22 protein-coding genes and 1 tRNA gene are annotated in these 24,341 nt (G+C 42.0%); 8 read left to right on the top strand and 15 right to left on the bottom strand.

Annotated elements, in window-relative coordinates:
* Positions 1 to 42: 42 nt before the first annotated feature.
* From rpoB to deoC, 10 genes are all read right to left on the bottom strand, one after another.
* The gene (rpoB, locus tag P20311_RS00645) at positions 43 to 4,068 is read right to left on the bottom strand and encodes a DNA-directed RNA polymerase subunit beta (RefSeq protein ID WP_008468836.1); all 4,026 of its coding nucleotides are present in this window, start codon (positions 4,066 to 4,068) and stop codon (positions 43 to 45) included.
* Positions 4,069 to 4,337: 269 nt separating this feature from the next.
* The gene (rplL, locus tag P20311_RS00640) at positions 4,338 to 4,700 is read right to left on the bottom strand and encodes a 50S ribosomal protein L7/L12 (RefSeq protein ID WP_008108465.1); all 363 of its coding nucleotides are present in this window, start codon (positions 4,698 to 4,700) and stop codon (positions 4,338 to 4,340) included.
* Positions 4,701 to 4,774: 74 nt separating this feature from the next.
* Positions 4,775 to 5,269, bottom strand: coding sequence for a 50S ribosomal protein L10 (rplJ, locus tag P20311_RS00635; protein WP_008108464.1), 495 nt, complete (start codon positions 5,267 to 5,269; stop codon positions 4,775 to 4,777).
* Between the two features lie 320 nt (positions 5,270 to 5,589).
* On the bottom strand, positions 5,590 to 6,294 hold the full coding sequence (gene rplA, locus P20311_RS00630) for a 50S ribosomal protein L1 (protein ID WP_008108463.1): 705 nt from the start codon (positions 6,292 to 6,294) through the stop codon (positions 5,590 to 5,592).
* Between the two features lie 4 nt (positions 6,295 to 6,298).
* Positions 6,299 to 6,727 carry a 50S ribosomal protein L11 gene (gene rplK, locus P20311_RS00625; RefSeq protein WP_008108462.1) on the bottom strand — a complete coding sequence of 143 codons (429 nt, stop codon included), beginning with the start codon at positions 6,725 to 6,727 and terminating at the stop codon, positions 6,299 to 6,301.
* Between the two features lie 217 nt (positions 6,728 to 6,944).
* Complete coding sequence (gene nusG / locus P20311_RS00620; protein WP_008108460.1) at positions 6,945 to 7,502, bottom strand: transcription termination/antitermination protein NusG; 558 nt, start codon at positions 7,500 to 7,502, stop codon at positions 6,945 to 6,947.
* 4 nt (positions 7,503 to 7,506) lie between these two features.
* Positions 7,507 to 7,884 (bottom strand): preprotein translocase subunit SecE, encoded by a 378-nt coding sequence (secE, locus tag P20311_RS00615; protein WP_008468833.1) that lies wholly within the window; start codon positions 7,882 to 7,884, stop codon positions 7,507 to 7,509.
* Positions 7,885 to 8,014: 130 nt separating this feature from the next.
* Positions 8,015 to 8,091: transfer RNA gene (locus P20311_RS00610), tRNA-Trp, on the bottom strand.
* Between the two features lie 169 nt (positions 8,092 to 8,260).
* On the bottom strand, positions 8,261 to 8,761 hold the full coding sequence (locus P20311_RS00605) for a hypothetical protein (protein ID WP_008108456.1): 501 nt from the start codon (positions 8,759 to 8,761) through the stop codon (positions 8,261 to 8,263).
* Positions 8,748 to 9,497 (bottom strand): deoxyribose-phosphate aldolase, encoded by a 750-nt coding sequence (deoC, locus tag P20311_RS00600; protein ID WP_008108454.1) that lies wholly within the window; start codon positions 9,495 to 9,497, stop codon positions 8,748 to 8,750. Before deoC ends, P20311_RS00605 begins: the two co-directional genes overlap by 14 nt.
* A 265-nt stretch (positions 9,498 to 9,762) precedes the next feature.
* Between deoC and cysG the strand changes: the two genes are divergently transcribed.
* The 8 genes from cysG to P20311_RS00560 all read left to right on the top strand — a co-directional run bounded on the left by cysG (position 9,763) and on the right by P20311_RS00560 (position 19,807).
* A complete protein-coding gene (gene cysG / locus P20311_RS00595) occupies positions 9,763 to 11,184 on the top strand; it encodes a siroheme synthase CysG (RefSeq protein ID WP_008108452.1) in 1,422 nt (473 codons plus the stop codon).
* Positions 11,185 to 11,227: 43 nt separating this feature from the next.
* Positions 11,228 to 12,127 carry a sulfate adenylyltransferase subunit CysD gene (cysD, locus tag P20311_RS00590; protein ID WP_008108450.1) on the top strand — a complete coding sequence of 300 codons (900 nt, stop codon included), beginning with the start codon at positions 11,228 to 11,230 and terminating at the stop codon, positions 12,125 to 12,127.
* Positions 12,127 to 13,551: a sulfate adenylyltransferase subunit CysN gene (gene cysN, locus P20311_RS00585; protein ID WP_008108448.1), complete on the top strand. Its 1,425-nt coding sequence runs from the start codon at positions 12,127 to 12,129 to the stop codon at positions 13,549 to 13,551. Before cysD ends, cysN begins: the two co-directional genes overlap by 1 nt.
* Positions 13,552 to 13,584: 33 nt before the next feature.
* Positions 13,585 to 15,309, top strand: coding sequence for an SLC13 family permease (locus P20311_RS00580; protein ID WP_008108446.1), 1,725 nt, complete (start codon positions 13,585 to 13,587; stop codon positions 15,307 to 15,309).
* Between the two features lie 33 nt (positions 15,310 to 15,342).
* Entirely contained in the window at positions 15,343 to 15,936 is a 594-nt protein-coding gene (gene cysC, locus P20311_RS00575) for an adenylyl-sulfate kinase (RefSeq protein WP_008108444.1), read from the top strand.
* Between the two features lie 9 nt (positions 15,937 to 15,945).
* Positions 15,946 to 16,716 carry a 3'(2'),5'-bisphosphate nucleotidase CysQ gene (cysQ, locus tag P20311_RS00570; protein WP_008108443.1) on the top strand — a complete coding sequence of 257 codons (771 nt, stop codon included), beginning with the start codon at positions 15,946 to 15,948 and terminating at the stop codon, positions 16,714 to 16,716.
* 350 nt (positions 16,717 to 17,066) lie between these two features.
* Positions 17,067 to 18,338 carry an aromatic amino acid transport family protein gene (locus tag P20311_RS00565; RefSeq protein WP_008108442.1) on the top strand — a complete coding sequence of 424 codons (1,272 nt, stop codon included), beginning with the start codon at positions 17,067 to 17,069 and terminating at the stop codon, positions 18,336 to 18,338.
* A 131-nt stretch (positions 18,339 to 18,469) separates the two neighbouring features.
* Positions 18,470 to 19,807 carry a M24 family metallopeptidase gene (locus P20311_RS00560; RefSeq protein WP_036984547.1) on the top strand — a complete coding sequence of 446 codons (1,338 nt, stop codon included), beginning with the start codon at positions 18,470 to 18,472 and terminating at the stop codon, positions 19,805 to 19,807.
* Between the two features lie 62 nt (positions 19,808 to 19,869).
* Here P20311_RS00560 and speD read toward each other — a convergent pair whose 3' ends face one another.
* From speD to astA, 5 genes are all read right to left on the bottom strand, one after another.
* Positions 19,870 to 20,682 (bottom strand): adenosylmethionine decarboxylase, encoded by an 813-nt coding sequence (gene speD, locus P20311_RS00555; RefSeq protein ID WP_008108440.1) that lies wholly within the window; start codon positions 20,680 to 20,682, stop codon positions 19,870 to 19,872.
* A gap of 88 nt (positions 20,683 to 20,770) precedes the next feature.
* Positions 20,771 to 21,184 (bottom strand): OsmC family protein, encoded by a 414-nt coding sequence (locus tag P20311_RS00550; protein ID WP_008108439.1) that lies wholly within the window; start codon positions 21,182 to 21,184, stop codon positions 20,771 to 20,773.
* A gap of 95 nt (positions 21,185 to 21,279) precedes the next feature.
* Complete coding sequence (locus P20311_RS00545) at positions 21,280 to 21,618, bottom strand: DUF3802 family protein (protein WP_008108438.1); 339 nt, start codon at positions 21,616 to 21,618, stop codon at positions 21,280 to 21,282.
* 143 nt (positions 21,619 to 21,761) lie between these two features.
* Complete coding sequence (astD, locus tag P20311_RS00540; protein ID WP_008108437.1) at positions 21,762 to 23,231, bottom strand: succinylglutamate-semialdehyde dehydrogenase; 1,470 nt, start codon at positions 23,229 to 23,231, stop codon at positions 21,762 to 21,764.
* Between the two features lie 15 nt (positions 23,232 to 23,246).
* Positions 23,247 to 24,263 (bottom strand): arginine N-succinyltransferase, encoded by a 1,017-nt coding sequence (gene astA / locus P20311_RS00535; protein ID WP_008108436.1) that lies wholly within the window; start codon positions 24,261 to 24,263, stop codon positions 23,247 to 23,249.
* Positions 24,264 to 24,341: the final 78 nt, after the last annotated feature.

Genomic DNA, 24,341 nt, shown 5'->3' with positions numbered 1-24,341 from the left:
CCATAACAGATGCTGCAGCGTTAACTGCAGCATCTAATTGGCTTAATTTTCTTCCAACTCGATGTTGATACCCAGTGAGCGGATTTCTTTCAACAATACGTTGAACGATTCTGGCATACCTGGTTCCATTTTATGGTTACCATCAACGATGTTTTTATACATCTTAGTACGACCGTTCACGTCATCCGATTTCACTGTTAGCATTTCTTGTAGCGTGTAAGCAGCACCGTAAGCTTCAAGTGCCCATACTTCCATCTCGCCAAAACGCTGGCCACCGAACTGTGCTTTACCACCCAGCGGCTGCTGAGTAACAAGGCTGTAAGAACCAGTAGAACGCGCGTGCATCTTATCGTCAACCAAGTGGTTAAGTTTAAGCATGTACATGTAACCTACAGTTACTTGACGTTCAAACTGATCGCCAGTACGGCCATCATAAAGTGTAACCTGACCACTTCTAGGGTAGCCGCCTAGCTCTAGCATGTCTTTGATTTCGCTTTCTTTCGCGCCATCAAATGCAGGAGTAGCAATCGGTAAACCACCTTTCAAGTTTTCAGCTAAACGACGAATCTCGTCATCAGAGAAACTAGCAATATCCACAACCTGACGAGATTCACCGATCTCATAAGCTTGTTTGATGAATGCGCGTAGCTCATGAAGCTCGCGTTGCTCTTTCATCATTTCTTCTAAGCGCTCACCAATACCGCGTGCAGCTAGACCCATATGTGTTTCAAGGATCTGACCGATGTTCATTCGCGATGGTACACCTAGTGGATTTAGTACGATATCTACCGTACGACCTTTGTCATCGTATGGCATATCTTCTACTGGTACGATAGTCGAGATAACACCTTTGTTACCGTGACGACCCGCCATTTTATCACCTGGTTGGATACGACGTTTAACAGCTAGGTATACTTTAACAATCTTAAGTACGCCTGGTGCTAAGTCATCACCTTGGGTAATTTTACGACGTTTGTTTTCAAACTTCTTATCGTATTCAGCTTTAAGCTCATCGTACTGTGCAGCTAGTTGCTCAAGTTCAGCTTGCTTGTCTTCTTCAGCAAGGCTTTGAGTTAGTAACTTTTCAGCATTCAGTGACGCTAAGTTGTCTTCATCGAAACCAGCTGCCACAAGTAACTTGCGTGCACGGTCTAAAACACCGGCTTCTAGAATACGGAACTCTTCGTTGAAGTCTTTCTTCGCTTCGCGAAGCTGCATGTCTTCAACTTCTAACGCACGTTTATCTTTTTCAACACCATCACGGGTGAAAACTTGTACGTCGATTACAGTACCAGTTACAGAGTTTGGTACACGTAAAGAGCTGTCTTTAACGTCAGACGCTTTCTCACCGAAGATAGCACGTAGTAGCTTTTCTTCAGGAGTTAATTGCGTTTCGCCTTTCGGAGTCACTTTACCTACTAGGATATCGCCGCCTTTAACTTCAGCACCAATATATACAACACCTGATTCATCAAGCTTGCCTAGTGCAGATTCGCCCACGTTCGGGATATCTGCTGTGATCTCTTCTGAGCCTAATTTAGTATCACGGGCGATACACTGTAGTTCTTGAATATGAATAGTCGTTAGACGATCTTCTTCAACTACGCGCTCTGATAGTAAGATTGAATCCTCGAAGTTGTAACCGTTCCATGGCATGAATGCCACGCGAAGGTTTTGACCAAGGGCTAAGTCACCTAAGTCAGTCGAAGGACCATCTGCTAACACATCGCCACGAGTAACCGGTTCACCAACCATACAAGTCGGTTTTTGGTTAATACATGTATTTTGGTTAGAACGTGTGTACTTGGTTAAGTTGTAGATGTCGATGCCCGCTTCACCAGGGATGCGTTCTTCTTCATGTACATTAACAACGATGCGACTTGCGTCGGCATACATTACTTCACCACCACGTTTAGCAACAATCGTTACACCAGAATCTTTCGCTAGTGTTAACTCAATACCGGTACCTACTAACGGTTTGTCCGCTTTCAATGTTGGTACTGCTTGACGTTGCATGTTTGAACCCATCAATGCACGGTTAGCATCATCGTGTTCTAGGAACGGGATAAGTGCGGCCGCTACAGAGATCACCTGTTGTGGTGATACATCCATATATTGTTGGTCCATGCGACCCATAAAGGTTGATTCACCTTTGTGACGACATGGAATAAGTTCATCTACAAACTCATTAGTTTCAGTTAAGTTTGAGTTCGCCTGTGCGATAACAAACTGACCTTCTTCAATGGCTGATAGGTAATCAACTTCATCAGTTACTACACCGTCTACCACTTTGCGGTAAGGTGTTTCTAAGAAACCGTAGTCATTGGTACGTGCATACGTAGACAATGAGTTAATTAGACCGATGTTTGGACCCTCAGGAGTCTCGATTGGACATACACGACCGTAGTGAGTTACGTGAACGTCACGTACTTCAAAGCCAGCGCGTTCACGAGTTAGACCGCCCGGACCTAATGCAGAAATACGACGCTTGTGCGTTACTTCTGATAGCGGGTTATTTTGGTCCATAAACTGTGATAACTGAGACGAGCCGAAGAACTCTTTAACAGCTGCCGAAATAGGCTTAGCGTTAATAAGATCTTGTGGCATGATCGCATCTAGGTCACCTAAGCTTAAACGCTCACGTACAGCACGTTCTACACGTACTAAACCTACACGGAATTGGTTCTCAGCCATTTCGCCAACACTACGTATACGACGGTTGCCTAAGTGGTCTATATCATCAACATCGCCAACACCGTTACGAATAGCAATCAATACTTTCATAACCGCTACGATGTCTTCTTTGCTTAATGTGCCAGGGCCTGTGTCTGAATCGTAACCAACACGGCTATTAAACTTCATACGACCTACTGTTGATAAGTCATAGCGTTCTTCTGAGAAAAATAAGTTCTCAAATAAGGCTTCAGCCGCGTCTTTCGTCGGTGGCTCGCCTGGGCGCATCATGCGATAAATTTCTACTAGTGCTTCTAAACGGTTGCTTGACGAGTCAATGTTCAATGTATTTGACATGTAAGCGCCGCTGTCCACTTCATTGATGTATAACGTATCAATAGTAGTGTGACCGGCTTTAACCAATTCAGCCATCATTTCAAGCGTTAGCTCGTCATTCGCAGTAGCAATGATTTCACCTGTTGATTCATCAACATAGTTCTTCGCTAATACGCGGCCAATGATGTACTCATGTGGTACTTCTAATTGCTTAATGCCTTTTTTCTCGATGCTCTTGATGTGACGAGCCGTAACACGACGACCGCTTTCAACAAGGACTTCACCGTCTTCGCTCTTGATATCAAAAGCGGCAGTTTCACCACGTAAACGTGAAGGTACAAGTTCCATAAGAACTTTACCGTCTGCAATTTCAAACGCAGTAGTATCGAAGAAGATATCTAAGATTTCTTCACTCGTGTACTCAAGTGCACGTAAGATGATAGACGCCGGTAATTTACGACGACGGTCAATACGTACATACAAGTTATCTTTTGCATCAAATTCGAAGTCTAACCATGAACCACGGTAAGGAATTACACGTGCGTTATAAAGCACTTTTCCTGACGAGTGAGTTTTACCGCGGTCGTTATCAAAGAATACACCAGGGCTACGGTGTAGCTGAGAAACGATAACACGCTCTGTACCATTGATTACAAAAGTACCGGTATCGGTCATGAGCGGAATTTCGCCCATGTAAACTTCTTGCTCTTTAATGTCTTTAACTGTGCCTGGAGCTTCTTTGTCCATTACTACAAGACGCAGTTTCACGCGAAGTGGAGCAGAATAAGTCACACCGCGAATTTGACATTCTTTTACATCGAATACTGGCTCACCAATACGATAACTTACGTATTGAAGCTCAGAATTTCCCGAGTAGCTTTTAATTGGGAACACAGAACGGAAGGCAGCTTCCAAACCATGATCGCCATCAGCGTCCGGGACTAAGAATTTTTTAAACGATTCTAACTGTGTCGACAGTAAGAAAGGTATATCCAAAACTTGTGGACGTTTACCAAAATCCTTACGGATACGTTTCTTTTCAGAATAAGAGTAAGCCATGGGGTTCCTCAGCTTGCTGATCTTTGACCCGACCTGTTCTTGTAAGAACAGACTTAACTGGCATCTATGCCAAGATGTACAACATTTAACTGTTGTTCCAACTTAATCCCACCTCAACACTAGCAAACTATAAAGCGTTGAAATTAAAGAATAAATCAGATTTTATTTGCGCTATAAGAATAGTCGCTCTATAGCGCAAAAAGGCCGGTGATTAAATAATCACCAGCCCTTGCCTGATTTCTCAGGCAGCGAACCTAGCAAAAGCTAGATTACTTAACCTCAACTTCAGCACCAGCTTCTGTAAGGTCTTTAGCAAGAGCTTCAGCTTCTTCCTTAGAGATACCTTCTTTAACTGGAGTTGGAGCAGCTTCAACTAGAGCTTTAGCTTCTTTTAAGCCAAGACCAGTTGCGCCACGTACAGCTTTGATTGCCGCAACTTTATTAGCGCCAGCGCCAGTAAGGATTACGTCAAATTCTGTTTTCTCTTCAGCAGCTTCAGCAGCAGGACCTGCTACCATAGCAGCTGCAGCAGTTACGCCGAATTTTTCTTCCATTGCTTCAACTAGAGCAACAACGTCCATTACTGACATTTCAGCAATTGCGTCAAGGATTTGGTCTTTAGTTACAGACATTACAAATTTCCTAATAATTAACGGACTCTAAGGTCCAAATAAATTTACACCGAAAGGGATTAAACAGCTTAAAATTAAGCAGCTTGCTCTTCTTTCTGTACACGTACTGCTTCAATTGTTTTACACAATTTACCAGCAGACGCTTCTTTCATAGCGCTCATTAAGCGTGCAACAGCTTCGTCGTATGTAGGTAGAGTTGCAAGCATAGCTGCATCTACTACATTACCTTCAAAAGCGGCCGTTTTAAGCTCAAATTTCTCATTCTTTTTCGCGAAGTCTGAAAAGATACGCGCAGCAGCACCTGGGTGCTCTGATGAGAAAGCGATTAAGCTTGGACCAACAAATGAATCAGATAGGCATTCAAAGTCTGTTCCTTCAAGAGCACGTTTAGCTAGAGTGTTACGGACAACTTTCATCCAAACACCCGCTTCGCGAGCTTCTTTACGAAGGGCAGTGATTGCACCAACTGTTACACCACGAGAATCTGCAACTACTGCAGATAGAGCACCAGTGGCTGCTTCGTTGACTTCAGCAACAATTGCCTTTTTGCCTTGAAGATTTAAAGCCATGGGTGTTACTCCTGGTTTAATGGGTTGCCGTACATCGGCTTCCCTGTTTTACTCTTCCCCATCAATAAAGATGGAGATGCTTTTTACGGCGAGAGCCAGAAGATTAGGAAAAATCTATCTGGGGATTCACACCGTCTACGTAGGTAATATTAAGGCCGAAGCCGCCTACGGTCTTGGACGGAAGCCCAATTTATCGCGTTGCCCGAAGGCGCTTCGAAATTATGGACTTCAACCCGAATTCTTTACTTTGCGATTAACTAAATTAATCAGCAAAATGGCGCGAAATTATAGTACAAATTTCACGCCATGTAAACACTCAATTAAGCAACAACTGTGCTTAAAGTGCCTTGGTCAACAGAAACACCTGCGCCCATTGTTGTAGAGATAGTTACTTTCTTCAAGTAAACACCTTTAGCTTGAGAAGGTTTAGCCTTCTTAAGTGCAACAATTAGAGCTTCAAGGTTTTGTTGTAACTGCTCAGCAGTGAAATCAACCTTACCAATAGTAGTATGGATGATACCATTTTTGTCATTGCGGTAACGCACTTGACCTGCTTTCGCATTTTTAACTGCTTCTGCAACGTTAGGTGTTACAGTACCAGTTTTAGGGTTTGGCATTAGACCACGTGGGCCTAAGATTTGACCTAGTTGACCAACAACACGCATAGCGTCTGGTGATGCAACAACAACGTCAAAATTCATCTCGCCTTTCTTAACTAGTTCAGCAAGATCTTCCATGCCTACTAACTCAGCACCGGCTTCTTTTGCAGCTTCTGCATTAGCGCCTTGAGTGAATACAGCAACACGAACGTCACGACCAGTACCGTTAGGTAGTACAGTAGCACCACGAACGTTTTGATCAGATTTACGAGCATCGATACCAAGGTTAACAGCAACGTCAACACTTTCTACGAATTTAGCTGTTGCTAGTTCTTTTAAAAGAGCAACTGCTTCGTTAATTTCGTAATCTTTAGTTACTTCCACTTTTTCGCGGATAGTACGCATACGTTTAGTTAATTTAGCCATTATCTTAGTCCTCTACGTTCAAGCCCATCGCACGCGCAGAACCTGCGATAGTGCGAACCGCAGCTTCTAAATCAGAAGCTGTAAGGTCTGGTTTCTTTGTCTCAACGATTTCTTCAAGTTGAGCACGAGTTACTGTGCCTACTTTTTCAGTGTTAGGACGGCCTGAACCAGATTTGATACCTGCAGCTTTCTTAAGTAAGTAAGCAGCCGGTGGCGTTTTCATGTCGAACGTAAATGAACGGTCGCCGTAAACAGAGATCACTACAGGAACTGGAGCGCCTTTTTCGATAGATTCTGTACGTGCGTTGAACGCTTTACAGAATTCCATGATGTTTACACCGTGTTGACCTAGTGCTGGACCTACTGGAGGACTAGGGTTAGCCATACCAGCAGCAACTTGTAGCTTGATTAGAGCTTCAACTTTCTTAGCCATTATAAATACCTCATTAGGTGGGTCTTAGCCTTGTGCGCGCGAGGACGCGTACTCTAGCGGCTTCCCAGTTTAAAAATTGGTTTCTCACTTTTTAGTAAACAGTTAAACAAACGTTTTCCCTGAATACAAAAAGGCCGCTGATTATAAGTTAATCAGCGGCCTTTTTCAAGCTTCGTGCCAAAAATTTAAAAACTTTTGACGCGACGCTTTAAATCAATTACTTATCTTGTTCAACTTGACCAAATTCAAGTTCAACTGGCGTAGAACGACCAAAAATAAGTACCGACACTTTAACGCGGCTCTTTTCGTAGTCAACTTCTTCAACCACACCACTAAAGTCTGCAAATGGACCATCAGTAACACGAACCACTTCACCCGGCTCAAATAATGTTGCTGGTTTAGGCGCTTCTGCGTTCTCTTGTAGACGGTTAAGAATACGATCAGCTTCTTTAGTGCTGATAGGCGCAGGACGGTCTGATGTGCCACCAATAAAGCCCATAACACGTTCAGTGCTATTTACTAAGTGCCAGCTTGCATCGTTCATATCCATTTGTACTAGTACGTAACCTGGGAAGAATTTACGCTCAGATTTACGCTTTTGACCAGCACGCATCTCTACTACTTCTTCAGTAGGAACTAATACTTCACCAAAGCTATCTTCTAGACCTTTGATTTTAATGTGCTCTAATAAAGTTTGAGCAACACGCTTCTCATAACCTGAGAAAGCCTGTACTACGTACCAACGTAGTTTCTTTTCGTTATTCTCATCCGACATGGGATCAGATCTCCAATCCAGTTAAAAAGCCTACAGCGCGGAATAATATGCCATCTAATCCCCAAAGGATTAATGCCATAATCACTGTTGCAACCATTACGATTAATGTCGTGTGCGTTGTCTCTTGACGCGTTGGCCAAACTACTTTACGTACTTCAATACGTGCTTCTTTTGCAAAAGCTAGAAAGGTACGTCCTTTTTCAGTTACTGCTGCGATGCCTAAACCCGCTGCAACGGCAACAACAACACCAATAGCACGTAATAATACAGACTGATCTGCATACATATAATTACCAACTACTGCGCCTGCAAGTAGCGCAATTGCCACAAGCCACTTTACCGCATCCATCCCACTTGATGGTGTTTCCACATTCGTGCTCATAATATTATTACCTTAACTACAGACACAACAACCCTGCACGTCGACAGGGTTAATCCATTAAAATCTAAACTTAAAAACAAGCTTACTTAAACCGATTTTTAGTTCTAGACTTTGCTCACTTTGTAAAAATTGGCAGGGGCGGAGAGATTCGAACTCCCAACCGTCGGTTTTGGAGACCGCTGTTCTACCAATTGGAACTACGCCCCTGCAAAGTGGATGCCTATTATACTTACGCAATTCATTAACACAAGAGTAAAGATACCCATCTGATAAAATCTTCGCGGTTAATAAGTTTACAGACCCGATAATCAGATTAATCCTGTCGCTTTCATCCGTTTAGAAGCATTTTATTGATACAAACTAGCCTCTTCTTTCGTTAATCTACTTGTAATAATTCACCTTTATAAAAATCACATAACAACCAAATTTGCTCAAATTGATGGGTTTTTGGAAAGGCTACTTTTTTTATTACCGCTTCAAAATCACTCTTATGCCAAATGGTACTGGCATTACGAATTAGCAACCAGGTACGTTTTGAGTAATAACGCTTAGTCGCTTTTTGTTTGAGCAATCGTCCTAATGCTGATTGCAGTCGATGCTCACTGGGCTGTTGAGCCATGTCAGCTAAGTCACGTTGCATTTGTATCGACAGTGGTCGGCCTAGCACGGCCATTGCTTCGGTTTCACTAGCGTATAAATGCGCTACTTCTATATCGAGTTGCTCATTTGCTTGGTAACAGCTTACATCAGGTCTATCGGGTTCATTATGCCAAATGTGGCGCATATGAATGCCGGTTTGCTGTTCATAACATCGCAAAAACAACTTAGCTGCATCGTGCTCTAATTGTTGTTTTTCGGCATCACTACTGCGTTTCATTCAATACCTTATAAACGTCATTTAACAACGATGAAGCGCCAAACCTAAATGTCTCTGGAGCTAAATAATCATGGCCCATAATCTCAGTTGTTAGTTGCATATAAGCATTGGCATCTACTGAGGTTTTTACCCCGCCAGCGGCCTTAAAGCCAACTGGTTTTGATGACTTTTTAATAGCTTTAAGCATAATTTCAGTTGCTTCAAGCGTGGCGTTAACCGCAACTTTACCGGTGCTGGTTTTTACAAAATCAGCTCCCCCTTGAATAGCAAGCTCGGTTGCTTGAGCAATAAGTGCAGGTGTTTTTAGCTCACCGCTTTCAATAATCACTTTAAGTTTAGCGCGACTACCACATGCTTTTTTACTTTCACTCACGTATTCCAGCACCGTATCAGCTTCACCTTTTATAAGTGCTTTGTAAGGAATGACTAAGTCAATTTCATCGGCCCCACGCTCTATAGCTATTAGTGTTTCATTAAGCACTTCATTAAGTGGCGCATCACCTGTAGGAAAGTTAGTCACTGTGGCCACTTTTACATGACTCAATAACCGATTAGCGAGTGCTATTTTTGCATCATCTACAAATTCACTAAACACACAAACTGCAGCAGGCGTGCCTAACTTAGGATCAATACTGTTTACTAATGCATTAATACTAGCTTGACTATCATCGGTGTTTAAACTGGTTAAATCCATTAAACTAACAGCTAGCATGGCGTTTTGAATGTTATTTGTCATTTTATGCCCATGAAATTTTAGAAACCTTAAACTATATAAGTATCATAGCTTAATCTTGCTATAGCTCATAACCAAACACTATAAGCGCGTTTTTTATACTAAATGTCACTCTACCCCTTACTAAATACGATTTAGACCTAAAAAACATGATTCATATAACTTTTAAGTATATCAACTAAGATTTAATTATTTTTTACTTATCAATAGCCGCTATATTCTGCCTTTGCGTTATACACTTTATTATCTTTTTTAGGGGCGTTACTCAGTGCAATATTTACCTATCTTTACCAAACTCGACAACAAGCCAGTATTGGTAGTTGGCGGTGGAGAGGTTGCCTTGCGAAAATGCCGCGCGTTCTTAAAAGCGCGTGCCGCTGTAACCTTAGTTGCCCCATGGTTTTGTGATGAATTAAAAGAACATGCTCACAACAATGAAGTAACATTAATAGATGCCTATTTTGAAGAGTCACATCTTGATGGCAAAATTTTGATTATTGCCGCCACCGACAATGATGAAGTTAACAATACGGTATTTGAACTCGCCAATGCCCGTAATGTGTTTGTAAACGTGGTGGATGATCAACCTAAATGTACCTTTATTTTCCCCTCTATTGTTGATCGCAACCCAATTACCATTGCGATTTCAAGCGCAGGTACCGCGCCGGTATTAGCACGGCGTTTACGCGAAAAGCTCGAAACACTTATCCCGCAGCATATTGGCCCGCTAGCCAACTTAGTCGGTGGCTTTCGCCATAAAGTAAAACAGCGCTTTAAACACTTTGCCGATCGTCGCCAGTTTTGGGAAGGCGTATTTGATTCATCAGTAGTGAGTAAAGTCCAAACCGGTGACACCCATGGCGCTGAGCAACAATTAGAGCAAATGCTAGATGCCAAAGTTGAACCAGAAGGCGAAGTATACGTAGTGGGTGCAGGCCCTGGGGATCCGGAGCTACTCACCCTAAAAGCATTGCAACTAATGCAACAAGCCGATGTGGTGGTATATGATTACTTGGTTTCCGATGAAATTATGGAATTAGTGCGCCGCGATGCTGATTTAATTTGTGTGGGTAAACGCTTAGGCGATCATAGCGTAGCGCAAGAAGATACTAATCAGATGCTAGTTGATTTAGCGCAGCAAGGTAAAAAAGTATGCCGTATTAAAGGGGGCGACCCGTTTATTTATGGCCGTGGTGGCGAAGAAGTACAAGTACTGGCAGCCAATAACGTAAATTACCAAATAGTGCCAGGTATAACAGCGGCCGCAGGCTGTAGTGCCTATGCAGGTATTCCTTTAACGCATCGCGACCATGCTCAAGCTATTCAATTTGTTACTGGTCACTGTAAAAAGGAAGGCCAAGAGCTTAATTGGCAGTCGCTTGCTCAAAAAAACCAAACACTGGCTATTTATATGGGGGTGATTAAATCGCCGCATATTCAAGCTGAGCTATTAAAACATGGGCGAGAAGCAACAACACCAGTGGCAATTATTGAAAACGGCACCCGTAAAAATCAACGTGTTGTCACAGGACAGTTAGACCAATTAGCACAGTTAATTGAGCAGCATCAAATAATTTCGCCCGCGTTACTGATTATTGGTGAAGTGGCTTCGCTGCATCAAGAATTACACTGGTTTGGCGAAAAAGCGCAGATCAGTAGCTTTGCCCAACCGCTGACAGACGTAGCGTAATTTAACAGATTTTAATTTAATCATTTTAGTAGGACGACCAACAATGGCTTTAACTCACCTTCAGCAACTTGAAGCTGAAAGTATCAAAATCATGCGCGAAGTCGCCGCTGAGTTTGAGAACCCAGTTATGCTTTACTCAATCGGTAAAGACTCATCGGTGCTTTTGCATCTAGCTCGTAAAGCATTTTACCCTGCGAAGATTCCGTTTCCGTTATTACACGTAGACACCAACTGGAAGTTTCGTGAAATGATTGAGTTTCGCGACCGTTTAGCCAAAGAGTATGGCTTTGATTTAATCGTACACAAAAACCCTGAAGGCATCGAAATGGGTGTAGGCCCATTCACGCATGGTTCGGGTAAACATACCGATATCATGAAAACCCAAGGATTAAAGCAAGCGCTCAACAAGTACGGTTTTGATGCCGCATTTGGTGGCGCACGTCGTGATGAAGAGAAATCACGGGCTAAAGAGCGTGTTTACTCATTTCGTGATAAACACCATCGCTGGGATCCTAAAAACCAACGTCCTGAGCTTTGGAATACCTATAACAGCCAAGTGAACCCAGGAGAAAGCATTCGTGTATTCCCACTGTCTAACTGGACTGAACTAGATATTTGGCAATACATATATCAAGAAAACATCGAAATGGTGCCACTTTACCTTGCTAAAGAGCGCCCTGTAGTAGAGCGCGATGGTACTTTAATTATGGTTGATGACGATCGCATGCCACTTAATGAAGGTGAAGTACCGCAAATGAAGTCGGTTCGCTTTAGAACATTAGGCTGTTACCCACTAACAGGTGCAGTTGAATCTACCGCCAGCAATCTAACCGAAATTATTGAAGAAATGCTGCTTTCATCGTCATCTGAACGTGAAGGTCGAGTGATTGATCATGATTCAGCAGGCTCTATGGAGAAGAAAAAACGTGAGGGGTACTTCTAATGTCTAACCTAAATAACGATACATTTAATGAAGTAAAAGAAATTGGTATAGACGCTTACCTAGCACGTCAACAAGATAAAAGCTTATTGCGTATGCTGACTTGTGGCAGTGTGGATGACGGTAAATCAACCTTAATTGGCCGCCTACTGCACGATAGTCACCAAATTTATGAAGATCAGCTAGCCGCGCTTCATAAAGATAACGAAAAAGTGGGTAACGCCGGTGAAGATCTTGATTTAGCACTGTTAGTAGATGGCCTACAAGCTGAGCGTGAGCAAGGTATAACAATTGACGTAGCGTACCGCTACTTTTCAACCGCTAAACGTAAGTTTATTATAGCCGACACCCCAGGGCATGAGCAGTATACCCGAAACATGGTTACTGGCGCTTCAACTAGTGATGTTGCCATTATTTTAGTGGATGCGCGCTATGGCGTGCAGGTACAAACTAAGCGTCATAGCTTTATTTGTGACTCATTAGGCATTAAGCAGTTCGTGGTTGCGGTTAACAAAATGGATATTGTTGATTTTGATGAAACCGTTTATGAAAAAATTAAAGCCGATTATTTAAAATTTGCCGAGCAACTTAACGTATCAAATATTAAGTTTGTGCCTATGTCGGCGCTTAAAGGCGATAACGTAGTAACTCGCTCTGCGCACACTCCTTATTACACTGACAAGCCGTTGCTTGAGCTGTTAGAAGATTCACCAGCAGCTGAAATCGACACCGGTTTTGAAGCGCGTCTTCCGGTGCAATACGTGGTACGCCCTAATCTAAACTTCCGTGGTTTTCAAGGCACGCTTACATCGGGTAAATTACGTGTAGGTGATGAAGTAAAGGTACTGCCATCAGGTAAAACATCACATATTAAAGAAATTGTTACTTTTGATGGCAACCTAGATACTGCACAAGCTGGCCAAGCAATTACGGTTACTCTTAATACTGAAATAGATATTAGCCGAGGAGACGTTATTGTGCCTGCAAATTCGCAAGCTCAAGTAACCAACCAATTACAGGCTAAAATTGTGTGGATGCACGAGTCACCATTGGTACTCGGTAAAAGCTACAACCTTAAACTTGGCAGTAAAAACACCTCGGCCATGGTCACAAAAATTGATCACACAATTGATGTAAACACGCTAGAGCATGGCAGTGCAGATTCATTGCAGTTAAACGAAATTGCGATTGTGACACTGGAGCTGACCGAGACTATTTTAGCCGATCAGTACCATCATAATCATGAAACCGGTTCGTTTATTCTTATTGATCGTTTATCAAACTTAACGGTTGCAGCGGGAATGATAGAACAGGTACTGCAAAGTGAAGAAAACGCGGGACAATTTAGCGACTTTGAAGTTGAATTTAATGCCCTCGTACGCAAGCACTTTCCACATTGGCAAGCGCTTGATATCTCAAAGCTATAACGTTAATGAACGCCTGTTAGGAACATTTAAAGCATGGTAGAACAGCTCATTTTAACAGGCATTATGTTGCTTTTAGTCGGGTGCCTGTTTGGCACCCGTATTAATCCTGCATGGTTATTTGTTAGTGCCATAGGCACCAGCTACCTAACCGGGTTAATAGATTTAGAAAGCATGCTGGTTAATTACACTAACTCATCATTAATTACTTTAGTGTTATTAATTTTAGTGTCGATAGCGATAGAAAAAACCACACTTATTCAACGCTTAGCTAAATCGTTATCCAGTGGTAGTTTAGTTAAGTCAGTAACTAAATTAGGGCTTTCTACCGCCTTTTTATCGTCGTTTACTAATAATACTGCGGTGGTTGCCTCTTTAATTACCGCCATAAAGGATAACCCAAATCACTCCCCTTCAAAGCTGCTGTTACCCTTGTCGTACACCGCTATTTTAGGGGGGACGATTACGCTTATTGGTACCTCTACTAACTTAATTGTAAATGGTTTTGCAGTAGATGCCGGTATGGCGCCACTGGGCTTTTTTGACTTTACCTTGGTGGGTTTGGGCGCACTCAGTATTGGCTTAATCACTATTTTAGTGATGCTAAAATGCCTGCCCGACAATGGTAAAAATAGCCAAGAGGTGGTGCCTTTTTATTTAGAAGGGAAAGTACAAAGTGGTTCTAAACTAATAAACCGCACCGTAGAAGAAAACGGTTTACGCGATTTAAAAGACTTGTTTTTGGCTGAAATTATTCGCGATGGCAACCGCATTTGCGCCGTGACCCCGCAACATATTATTCAACAAGACGACATACTGCTGTTTGTAGGCGATATAAAGTCGGTACCTTTACTTACTCGTTTTGACGGCTTAAAAGTGGTGCATGACAAACACGAAAAAGACATAGAACACCTCGTTGAAGTTGTCGTTAGTCAGTCGTCTAAATTAATTGGCAAAACGGTAAAAGAAGCCCGCTTTAGAGAGCAATTTCATGCGGCCGTTATTGCTATTCGCCGTGGTCACGACCGCTTACAAGGCGGGCTTGGGCAAGTGCGCTTACAAGCGGGTGATTCATTAATCCTCGCCCCTGGTAAAAGCTTTTATGACTTAACTAACTTAAAGCGCGAATTTGTGTATATTTCAGGGCTTGATTTACAAACCCACCTCGGTGCAAAACAATCAAACATTGTATTGTTAAGTTTTGCAGGTGTGCTGGGATTAAGTATTTTAGGTGTAGTACCGCTGGTTAAAGGCTTATTAGTGTTACTTATTGGGCTGATGTTGTGTGGCACGATTAAGCTGAGCGAAATAAAACGCCGCTTTCCTATTGAGTTACTTGCCGTAGTAGGCAGTGCCATAGGTTTAGCTAAGCTGATGATAGGCACCGGCCTTGCTGGGCAAATATCAGACGCTATGTTTGTAGTGCTAGGCGACTTTGGCCCCTATGGCGCGTTTATCGCTATATTTTTAATGACCGTATTATTTACCGAATTAATCACTAATAATGCCGCAGCAGCGCTATCGTTTCCGGTTGCCTACTCATTAGCCATTGGCTTTAACGTAGAACCTTTACCGTTTATTATGGCGGTTGCATTTGGCGCTTCAGCCAGCTTTATTTCACCTTTTGGTTATCAAACTAATCTAATGGTTTATAGCGCGGGTAACTACCGACTAAAAGACTATGTAATGATGGGACTACCGCTTTCTATTATTTATTCAATCACCGTACTGACTTTGATCCCGCTGGTATTTCCGTTTTAATGCCCGCGTTTATAGCATAAAGAGACACAGCAAATGGATAACAATATTGTTTGGCATAATTACGCCACCACTAAAGTACAGCGCAGCGAACAAAAAAAGCATAAGCCGGCTATTTTATGGTTTACTGGTTTTTCTGGCTCAGGTAAAAGTACCGTTGCGAATGCACTAGAAGCAGCACTCAATCAGCAAGGTGCGCACACGTACCTACTTGATGGCGACAATGTACGCCATGGTTTATGTAAAGATTTAGGCTTTAGTGATGCCGATCGCGTTGAAAATATCCGCCGCGTAGGCGAAACCGCCAAGCTAATGGTTGACGCTGGTTTGTTAGTCCTTACTGCGTTTATATCTCCTTTTAAAGCTGAGCGCGACATGGTTCGTGAGTTAGTTGATGAGGGTGAATTTATCGAGGTATTCATCGACACCCCTCTTGAGGTGTGTGAAAGTCGCGACCCAAAAGGCTTATATAAAAAGGCGCGCGCTGGTGAAATTAAACACTTTACCGGGATTGATTCAACTTACCAGCCGCCGGTTAATCCTGAAATAATTTTAGATACCAGTAAAAACACCCTAGACCAATCGGTAGCTCAACTGATAACGTATCTAAAACATCAGCATATACTATAGGCCCATCTAATGAACCAAACTGAACTGCTAGAAGAAACCCTTATTCTCGCTCGCGAAGCGGGAAGCGCGATTATGGGTATTTACAACAAAGACTTCAACGTTGAATACAAAGCTGATGAAAGCCCCGTAACCGACGCCGACTTAGCAGCTCATAAAATCATTAGTGCAGGACTCAAAAAGCTCACTCCCGATATTCCTGTATTGAGTGAAGAAAGTGCCGACATTGGTTGGGACGTACGCCAAACATGGAACAGCTATTGGCTGGTTGACCCAATTGATGGCACCAAAGAATTTATTAAAAAGAACGGTGAATTTACCGTTAATATTGCCCTAATCGAAAATGGCAAACCAGTTTTAGCTGTGGTTGATGCCCCTGCGCTAGGTGTATCGTACATAGCCGCCGAAGCCATTGGTGCTTTTAAAGACAAAGGCGATGAGCGCATCGAGCTTAAAGTCACCACTAAGCCTAACAAAGGGCTTATTCGTGTTGTAGGCAGTCGCTCGCACCCCTCCCCTGATTTAGCTGAATTTGTAAAACGCTTTGATGAGGTTGAAATGGTGTCAAAAGGCAGTTCACTGAAACTGTGTTTAGTCGCCGAAGGCAGTGCTGATATTTACCCCCGCTTGGGCCCAACCTGCGAATGGGACACAGGCGCTGGCCATGCTATTGCCGAAATAGCCGGTGCAAAAGTGACTAAACTTGATGGCAGTCCGCTTATTTATAACACCAAAGATGAGTACTTGAATCCATATTTTGTGGTGAGTGCGGTGGAAGAATAAGAGCTGAGAGTTGCGGGCTACGGGCTTAGAGTCGCGAGCAGCTCAATGGCAATTTAAACACCGTAGGTTGGGTTGAGTGGAACGAAACCCAACAAGCACTTAGCACTTTAACAAATATATATAAATATATTCCCCACACTCTTAACTCAAAAAAGTGAACATTATTCACTCATTTCGCGGCATATTCCCGCGCTAATTGCTTGCCTTTTGAGCACTGTTTCATATTCGTGACAGTCAGTAACTAATACGCTACAACAAATTTATATCCACGACATAAAAACACATGAAATGTGTGGTTAAAAACTATATTCTTCGGCGCAATTATTATGATAAATAATGGATACACACACATGACAACATCTCAAGGTGCAACGCTTTCAAATGCACCAGCACAAGACGCACACACGTCTAAATCAAAATGGAACCTGCATGATACGCAGTGGACACTGAGCCTTTTTGGCACCGCAGTGGGTGCTGGTATTTTATTTTTACCGATTAATATTGGTATTGGTGGTTTTTGGCCGCTGATTATTATGGCGTGTTTAGCCTTTCCTATGACCTTTTTGGCACACCGTGGTTTGGCGCGTTTTGTATTATCGTCAAAAAATAAAGAGGCTGACTTTACCGATGTAGTAGAAGAACACTTTGGCGTAAACGCGGGTCGGCTGATCTCCTTGTTATACTTTTTATCGATTTTCCCCATTTTGCTTATTTACGGTGTCGGCTTAACCAATACGGTAGACAGCTTTATGGTCAATCAATTAGGGATGGAGTCGCCGTCACGCGTTGTTTTATCGGGTATTTTAGTTGCGCTAATGATTGGCTTAATGATGGGCGGTGAACGCTTAATGCTGCGCGCCTTTGCTATTTTAGTTTATCCACTTGTGGGTATTTTGTTCTTTTTGTCTCTGTATTTAATCCCAAGCTGGCAAATGCCCGATACAGCCTTGCCTGAGCTAGGTAGCTTTAGTAAAACACTATGGTTATCAATTCCTATTATTGTATTTTCGTTTAGCCATGCAGCGGCTATTTCAAGCTTTGTTAATAAGCAACGCAGTCACTATGGTGACATAGCAACGTCTAAGTCTGAAGCAATTCTAAAACGTACCAGCTTATTACTGATCACCTTTGTTTTGTTATTTGTGTTCTCATGTGTGTTATCGCTTACCGGTGACCAAATGGCTGAAGCAAAAGCGGCAAACGTCTCTGTTTTATCTTATTTGGCTAATATTACAGAAAACTCATTTATTGCAACGCTGGGGCCTTTGGTTGCCTTTATTGCGATTATGTCGTCGTTTTTAGGTCACTTTTTAGGGGCACGCGAAAGCTTTACTGGGTTAGTGACTAAACACTCAAACATGAGCCCTAAAGTGGCTGATAAAGTGGGTGCGGTACTGATGTTTTTCGCTATTTGGTTCTGCGCGGTTAAAAACCCAAGCATACTAGATATGATGGATCAGTTATCAGGCCCAATCATTGCGATGATTTTATTCATTATGCCAATGATTGCAGTTTACAAAGTGCCTAGCTTACAAAAATACCGTAACCGTTTAAGTACCTTATTTGTACTGGCTGTTGGCTCATTAGCTGTATTTGCGTTACTGTACAGCATGCTTAGCTAAGCAGTATTTATTACAAAAGCCCAGCGCATTTTGCTGGGTTTTTTTGTGCCTGCGGTTTATCGCAAATGATTTGTTTATATTATTGTTTGTGCAATGTTAGCTTATATATTCGTCTAAAAAATAAGCCAGCCATGCAAAACAATAAATACGTTTTTTTACTCACTTTTATACTCATACTACTTAGCCCTGTAATTAAAGCCGCTGAGCCCCCTACTATTCTATCAATGAAGGAAAGAGCCGCGTTTATCGATAGCATTACCGAAAAACGTATTAAAACGTTATTGCCCACATTAATGCAGCAACACAATATAGATATGTGGCTAATGATAAGCCGCGAATATAATGAAGACCCGATATTAAAAACCATGCTGCCTGCTACATGGCTTTCGGCAAGGCGCACCACTATTTTATTATTTGCAGTTAACAAACAAGGCGGTGTTGACGCCTTTGCAATTGCGCCTTACAAAATAGGAAGTGTGTTTAAAAAGGCCTGGGATAAGCAAGCACAGCCCAATCAGTGGCGTGCACTTAATGAGCTAATTGAGCAATACCAACCACGAAATATTGCCCTTAATACATCAACAGACTGGGCTCATGCCGATGGCTTGGTACTGGGCGATTATAAACAATTAATGTCTACCCTACCTAAACCATATCAAAGCAAAATAATATCAGCCGAGCCGCTGGCTGTTTCATGGCTTGAACAACGTATTCCCGAAGAAGTAGATATGTATAAGCATATTGTATCTATTGCCCATCATATTATTGCTGAGGGATTCTCCAGTAATACTATTACGGTTGGAGAGACAACCAGCGACGATTTAGTGTGGTGGTTTAGAGAGCGGGTAAGGGAGCTTAAGCTGCAAACGTGGTTTCATCCTAGCATTGCAATACAACGCGCCGACAGCAAATCGTTCGACCATGAAGACAGCTTTACCAACGGCTATGCCGATAATGTTATTCAAGCAGGCGACTTATTACATGTCGATTTTGGCATTAATTATTTGCGCTTAAATACCGACACTCAACAACACGCGTATGTTTTAAAACCAGGCGAGACAAAAGCTCCCGATTACCTAGTTGATGCGTTAAAAAAGGGTAATAAGCTACAAGACATTTTTACAGCTGAATTTACAGCTGGTAAAACAGGTAATCAGGTTTTAAAAGCCGCCCGTGAAAAAGCCATTGCACAGGGGTTAAAGCCCACTATTTATACTCACCCGCTTGGCTATCATGGTCATGCAGCTGGCACTACATTAGGTATGTGGGATGCTCAGCAAGGTGTACCGGGGGATGGCGATTACCCGCTGCATTTAAACACGGCATATTCTATTGAGCTTAACAATGCGGTGTTTATAAAACCGTGGAATAAAGAAATAAGAATAATGCTAGAAGAAGACGCCATGTTTGATAAAACCGGTGTGTGGTATCTCAATGGCCGACAAACCGAGTTATTACTCGTTAAGTAACATTAAACAACACATACAAAAATGGCGCTCAATGAGCGCCATTTTTATTTAATGCGTTGCTATTATTCTGTATCTGGCAGATTACGGCCATAGAATATTTCTTGCATTTCACGTGTTAGTTTTGAGCGAATCTCTTCTTCTTCGTCAGCTGACAAATCATCAGTAGATAAACCAAATAAATACGTATTTAAATCGGTTTCTTTTAACATCATTTTGGTATGGAACAGGTTTTCTTGATACACGTTCACGTCCATCATTTGGTACGCTTCTTTGGTATCTTCTGTCATGAAGTTTTGAATCGAATTAATTGCATGATCAATGTAATGTTTAACGCCGTTTACATCACGGGTAAAGCCACGTACACGGTAATCAATCGTTACCACATCAGACTCAAGACTATGAATTAAGAAGTTTAACGCTTTAAGTGGTGAAATAATGCCACAGGTTGATACTTCAATATCCGCACGGAAAGTACAAATGCCATCATCAGGGTGTGCTTCAGGGTATGTGTGAACGCATATATGGCTTTTATCAAGGTGTGCAACCACTGAGTCAGGTAATGGTCCTGGCGCTTCATCAGCATCATAATTTTGCTGCTCTTCTACCGGCTCTTCTGAAACTAAAATAGTTACGCTGGCACCTTGTGGCTCGTAATCTTGACGTGCAACGTTTAATATATTGGCACCAATAATATCAACCACATCGCCTAAAATGTCGGTTAGTCTATCTGCACTATACTGCTCATCGATATATTCTATGTATTCTTTACGTTGTTGCTCTGTTTTTGCATAGCAAATATCGTAAATACTAAAGCTTAAGCTTTTGGTTAAATTATTAAAGCCATGAAGTTTAAGTTTATCGAAGGGTTTGTTCATAATAAACCAACCTATAAATTAGTGAAATCTGCACCTGCAGAATGAAAAGTTCGCGGATTTTATACGAATTTCACTCACGGAAAAAGCGTTATTTTCCCTGATCTTGAACAACTTCGTGGCTATGAGTAATTTCTACTGTTTTATCAAGCATTAATGCAACAGAACAATACTTTTCAGCGGAAAGCGAAACCGCTCGTTCTAAGTGTTTTTCAGAGACATTATTACCAGTTACAACAAAGTGTAAATTAATTTTTGTAAACACCCGCGGGGCTGTTTCTGCTCGCTCAGCAGTTAACTGCACATCAACTGATGAGAAGTCTTGTTTGGTTTTTTTTAAAATGCTAACAACATCAACCGACGAACAACCACCCACAGACATCAGTACCATTTCCATTGGACTCGGTGCAGCTCCATCACTACCCGCATCAAATACCACATTATGGTTGCTGTTAGAGCGACCTATATACGTATTACCTTCAACCCATTTTACATTTGCTTGCATTGTTTTATCTCAATAATTTATATTCATTACACGTAGACGCTCACGCGTATTTAAAATTAAATAGCGAATAAAGCGTGGTTTTTAAAGGGGGACTATTAATTAATTGCGTTATCAAATAAGTTTTTGACTAGCCCAGCAAACTCGTCAATAAAAGCATGCTGTTCGACTGTAACAGTGTGGGAAGTCACACTACTAAGTACTTCTTGTAAATCGTAAACAATACCATCAACTTCGCGTACAATTTGGCTACGTTGCTCAGTAGAAAGGTCAGGATGCTGTTGGCAAATGAGTATCACATTTTCGGCAATGACATCTTCAATTAACTCAATAACGGTTGGTGCGCCGGGCTTTATTTCGCCTGGTTTCTCAAACATCGCTAAATTCTGAGTTAGGTACATTATTAAATCATCGTACCCTTGCCTGTTTAAAACCATTGTTTATTTACCTCGCAATTACTAATGCTTAATTTAAGCAGAAAGCACTGATAATTGCTAGCTTTGTGAGATTGCAATACAAAAAAAGCAGCCGAAGCTGCTTTTATACTAATTAAGTCGTACTTAACTAATGTTCAGAGTACTTAATCTATTTTTAAGCCTGGGCTTAATGTTGCCGGCATGGTTACTTTTTCAAGTTCCACAGACGCAACAGGGTATGCACAGTAATCGGCAGCGTAATAAGCGCTTGCTCTGTGATTACCTGAGGCACCAATACCACCAAACGGTGCAGCACTTGAAGCACCTGTAATTGGGCGGTTCCAGTTAACAATACCCGCACGAATACGACGTAAGAAATGATCGTAATCAGCTTGGTTATCACTTAGTAAACCTGCTGATAAACCAAAGCTAGTGTCGTTTGCTTTATCAATCGCTTGGTCAAAATCGTCAAAGCGGAATACTTTTAAAAGTGGACCAAAATGCTCTTCATCTGGGAAGTCATTAATATTTGTACACTCAATAATACCCGGTGTAACAAAACCTGTATTTGCTGTGTGCTCAAGCTCAACTAATACTTCTCCACCCATGGCTTTTAACTCATCTTGTGCTTTAACCATACCAGCCGCAGCGGCCGCTGATATCATTGAGCCCATAAATGGTTGGTCAGCATCGTCGTAGTTACCAACTTTAATTGCTTTAGTCGCTGTAATTAAGCGCGCTAAAATTTCATCGCCTTTAGCGCCGGTTGGTAAAAATAGTTTACGCGCACATGTACAACGTTGGCCGCTTGAGATAAACGCAGACTGCACAATATCATGCACTACAGCGAGGGTATCTTCTGCATCTTTAACGATTAGCGGATTATTACCACCCATTTCAAGCGCTAAAATCTTGCCTGGTTGACCTGCGAACTGTTCATGTAAAATATGACCCGTACGTGAAGACCCAGTAAAGAATAAACCATCAATGCCTTTGTGTGACGCCAATGCTTTACCTGTTTCTACTTCACCTTGTACTAAGTTAATAACCCCTGCTGGTAAACCGGCTTTTTCCCATAGTTTAAGGGTTAGCTCAGCCACCATAGGTGTAAGTTCAGAGGGTTTAAATACCACAGTATTACCAGCTAAAAGTGCAGGTACAATGTGGCCATTTGGTAAGTGCCCAGGGAAGTTATAAGGACCAAATACAGCAACAACACCATGTGGCTTATGACGGATCATCGCACGACCTTGCGGCATAGCGTTTTCAACATCACCTGTACGATCTAAAAATGCTTTTTCAGCAATGGCAATTTTACCTACCATAGCGCCCGCTTCAGTACGTGTTTCCCAAAGTGGTTTACCTGTTTCTTGTGCAATAGCAACCGCTAGCTCTTCGCTGTGCTCTTTTAATGTTGCAGCAAAGGTTTTTACAATTTCTAAACGCTCACTAAAGCTTTTATCAGCCCAGCTATAAAATGCTTCACGTGCTGATGCTACAGCGCTGTCTACTTGCTCTGCGCTTGCAGCTGATGCCTGCCAAATAACGTCGTTATTTGCAGGGTTAACTGAATTAAATTCTGTGCCTTGGCCTTGTGACCATTGACCATTAATAAATTGTGCAGGATGAGTCATATACTTTCTCCTAAATTAAACTGGGGTAGCAGTAACAAAATCGCCCGATTTTAAATGTAATGCATCAGCAAGTTCTTGCGTAAGCACCAGGCTATTAGAACGCGAATCAAATGCCATTGGCGCTACGGTTGCTCTAAAGTCTTCAAGCTTATCATTGGCTAGTAATACCATGGTATCGCCTGTCATCTCGCCAATTTCAACACTAAAGTTTTGTGCATTACGAATGGTGGCAATGTTATCTACTTTTGCTTCAACGGTTGGACCCGCATCAAAAATGTCAACGTAACCATTAAAGGTAAAGCCTTCGCTTTTTAATAACTGAATAGCTGGGCGCGTATTATCGTGTACTTGACCAATAACCGCTTGCGCTTCTTTACTCAATAAATTGACGTAAATTGGGTATTTAGGCATTAACTCAGCAATAAACACTTTTTGCCCGATTCCCGTCAGATAATCTGCCGTTGGGAAATCCATTGAGAAAAAGTGTTCTTCAAGCCATTGCCAAAATGGGCTACTGCCGTTTTCGTCAGATACGCCACGCATTTCTGCGATAACGGTTTGTGCAAAGCGTTGCTGATGTTGTTTTATAAACATAAAGCGTGCTTTTGAAAGCAGCTTACCGTTACAGTTTTTACGATAACCGTCTTTTAAAAACAGTGTACACAGCTCTGTAGCCCCAGTGTAGTCGTTACAAAGGGTGAGAATATCTACCGCTTTATATACATCTAGCGTGCGCGAAGAGTGAATCACTTTACTCAAATGGTAATGATAAAATGCGTCATCTAAGCCAACTGCCGCTTCAATACCTGAAGTACCAACTACTTCGCCAGTTTCAGTGTCTTCAAGTACAAATAAGTACCCTTCATCACCGGGTTGTGACGTGGTTTTTGTAAATGAATTAACAGAATGTGCAATCTTCTTTTGTAATAACTCTTCGTTATTAGGTAAAGAAGTAAAGCCATGTCCCGACTCGTCGGCGATGGTTACTAAAGCTGCATAATCACTTTTTTGGATTGGGCGAAGGATCATCATGAATCCGCTTACTCCCTTATATAACGGTAAATAGGAACTGCAAGGGCAAACAATGTTTGCCCTTAGAGAAGTTAAATT

Source organism: Pseudoalteromonas sp. BSi20311 (assembly GCF_000239875.1).
GTDB lineage: Bacteria > Pseudomonadota > Gammaproteobacteria > Enterobacterales > Alteromonadaceae > Pseudoalteromonas.
This window is presented reverse-complemented; position numbering and strand designations above follow the sequence as displayed.

Bases quoted from the DNA above. Each gene is read 5' to 3' on its own strand.
- rpoB (WP_008468836.1), bottom strand. From the start codon at position 4,068: ATGGCTTACTCTTATTCTGAAAAGAAACGTATCCGTAAGGATTTTGGT.
- rplL (WP_008108465.1), bottom strand. From the start codon at position 4,700: ATGTCTGTAACTAAAGACCAAATCCTTGACGCAATTGCTGAAATGTCA.
- rplJ (WP_008108464.1), bottom strand. From the start codon at position 5,269: ATGGCTTTAAATCTTCAAGGCAAAAAGGCAATTGTTGCTGAAGTCAAC.
- rplA (WP_008108463.1), bottom strand. From the start codon at position 6,294: ATGGCTAAATTAACTAAACGTATGCGTACTATCCGCGAAAAAGTGGAA.
- rplK (WP_008108462.1), bottom strand. From the start codon at position 6,727: ATGGCTAAGAAAGTTGAAGCTCTAATCAAGCTACAAGTTGCTGCTGGT.
- nusG (WP_008108460.1), bottom strand. From the start codon at position 7,502: ATGTCGGATGAGAATAACGAAAAGAAACTACGTTGGTACGTAGTACAG.
- secE (WP_008468833.1), bottom strand. From the start codon at position 7,884: ATGAGCACGAATGTGGAAACACCATCAAGTGGGATGGATGCGGTAAAG.
- P20311_RS00605 (WP_008108456.1), bottom strand. From the start codon at position 8,761: ATGAAACGCAGTAGTGATGCCGAAAAACAACAATTAGAGCACGATGCA.
- deoC (WP_008108454.1), bottom strand. From the start codon at position 9,497: ATGACAAATAACATTCAAAACGCCATGCTAGCTGTTAGTTTAATGGAT.
- cysD (WP_008108450.1), top strand. From the start codon at position 11,228: ATGGCTTTAACTCACCTTCAGCAACTTGAAGCTGAAAGTATCAAAATC.
- cysN (WP_008108448.1), top strand. From the start codon at position 12,127: ATGTCTAACCTAAATAACGATACATTTAATGAAGTAAAAGAAATTGGT.
- P20311_RS00580 (WP_008108446.1), top strand. From the start codon at position 13,585: ATGGTAGAACAGCTCATTTTAACAGGCATTATGTTGCTTTTAGTCGGG.
- cysC (WP_008108444.1), top strand. From the start codon at position 15,343: ATGGATAACAATATTGTTTGGCATAATTACGCCACCACTAAAGTACAG.
- cysQ (WP_008108443.1), top strand. From the start codon at position 15,946: ATGAACCAAACTGAACTGCTAGAAGAAACCCTTATTCTCGCTCGCGAA.
- P20311_RS00565 (WP_008108442.1), top strand. From the start codon at position 17,067: ATGACAACATCTCAAGGTGCAACGCTTTCAAATGCACCAGCACAAGAC.
- P20311_RS00560 (WP_036984547.1), top strand. From the start codon at position 18,470: ATGCAAAACAATAAATACGTTTTTTTACTCACTTTTATACTCATACTA.
- speD (WP_008108440.1), bottom strand. From the start codon at position 20,682: ATGAACAAACCCTTCGATAAACTTAAACTTCATGGCTTTAATAATTTA.
- P20311_RS00550 (WP_008108439.1), bottom strand. From the start codon at position 21,184: ATGCAAGCAAATGTAAAATGGGTTGAAGGTAATACGTATATAGGTCGC.
- P20311_RS00545 (WP_008108438.1), bottom strand. From the start codon at position 21,618: ATGGTTTTAAACAGGCAAGGGTACGATGATTTAATAATGTACCTAACT.
- astD (WP_008108437.1), bottom strand. From the start codon at position 23,231: ATGACTCATCCTGCACAATTTATTAATGGTCAATGGTCACAAGGCCAA.
- astA (WP_008108436.1), bottom strand. From the start codon at position 24,263: ATGATGATCCTTCGCCCAATCCAAAAAAGTGATTATGCAGCTTTAGTA.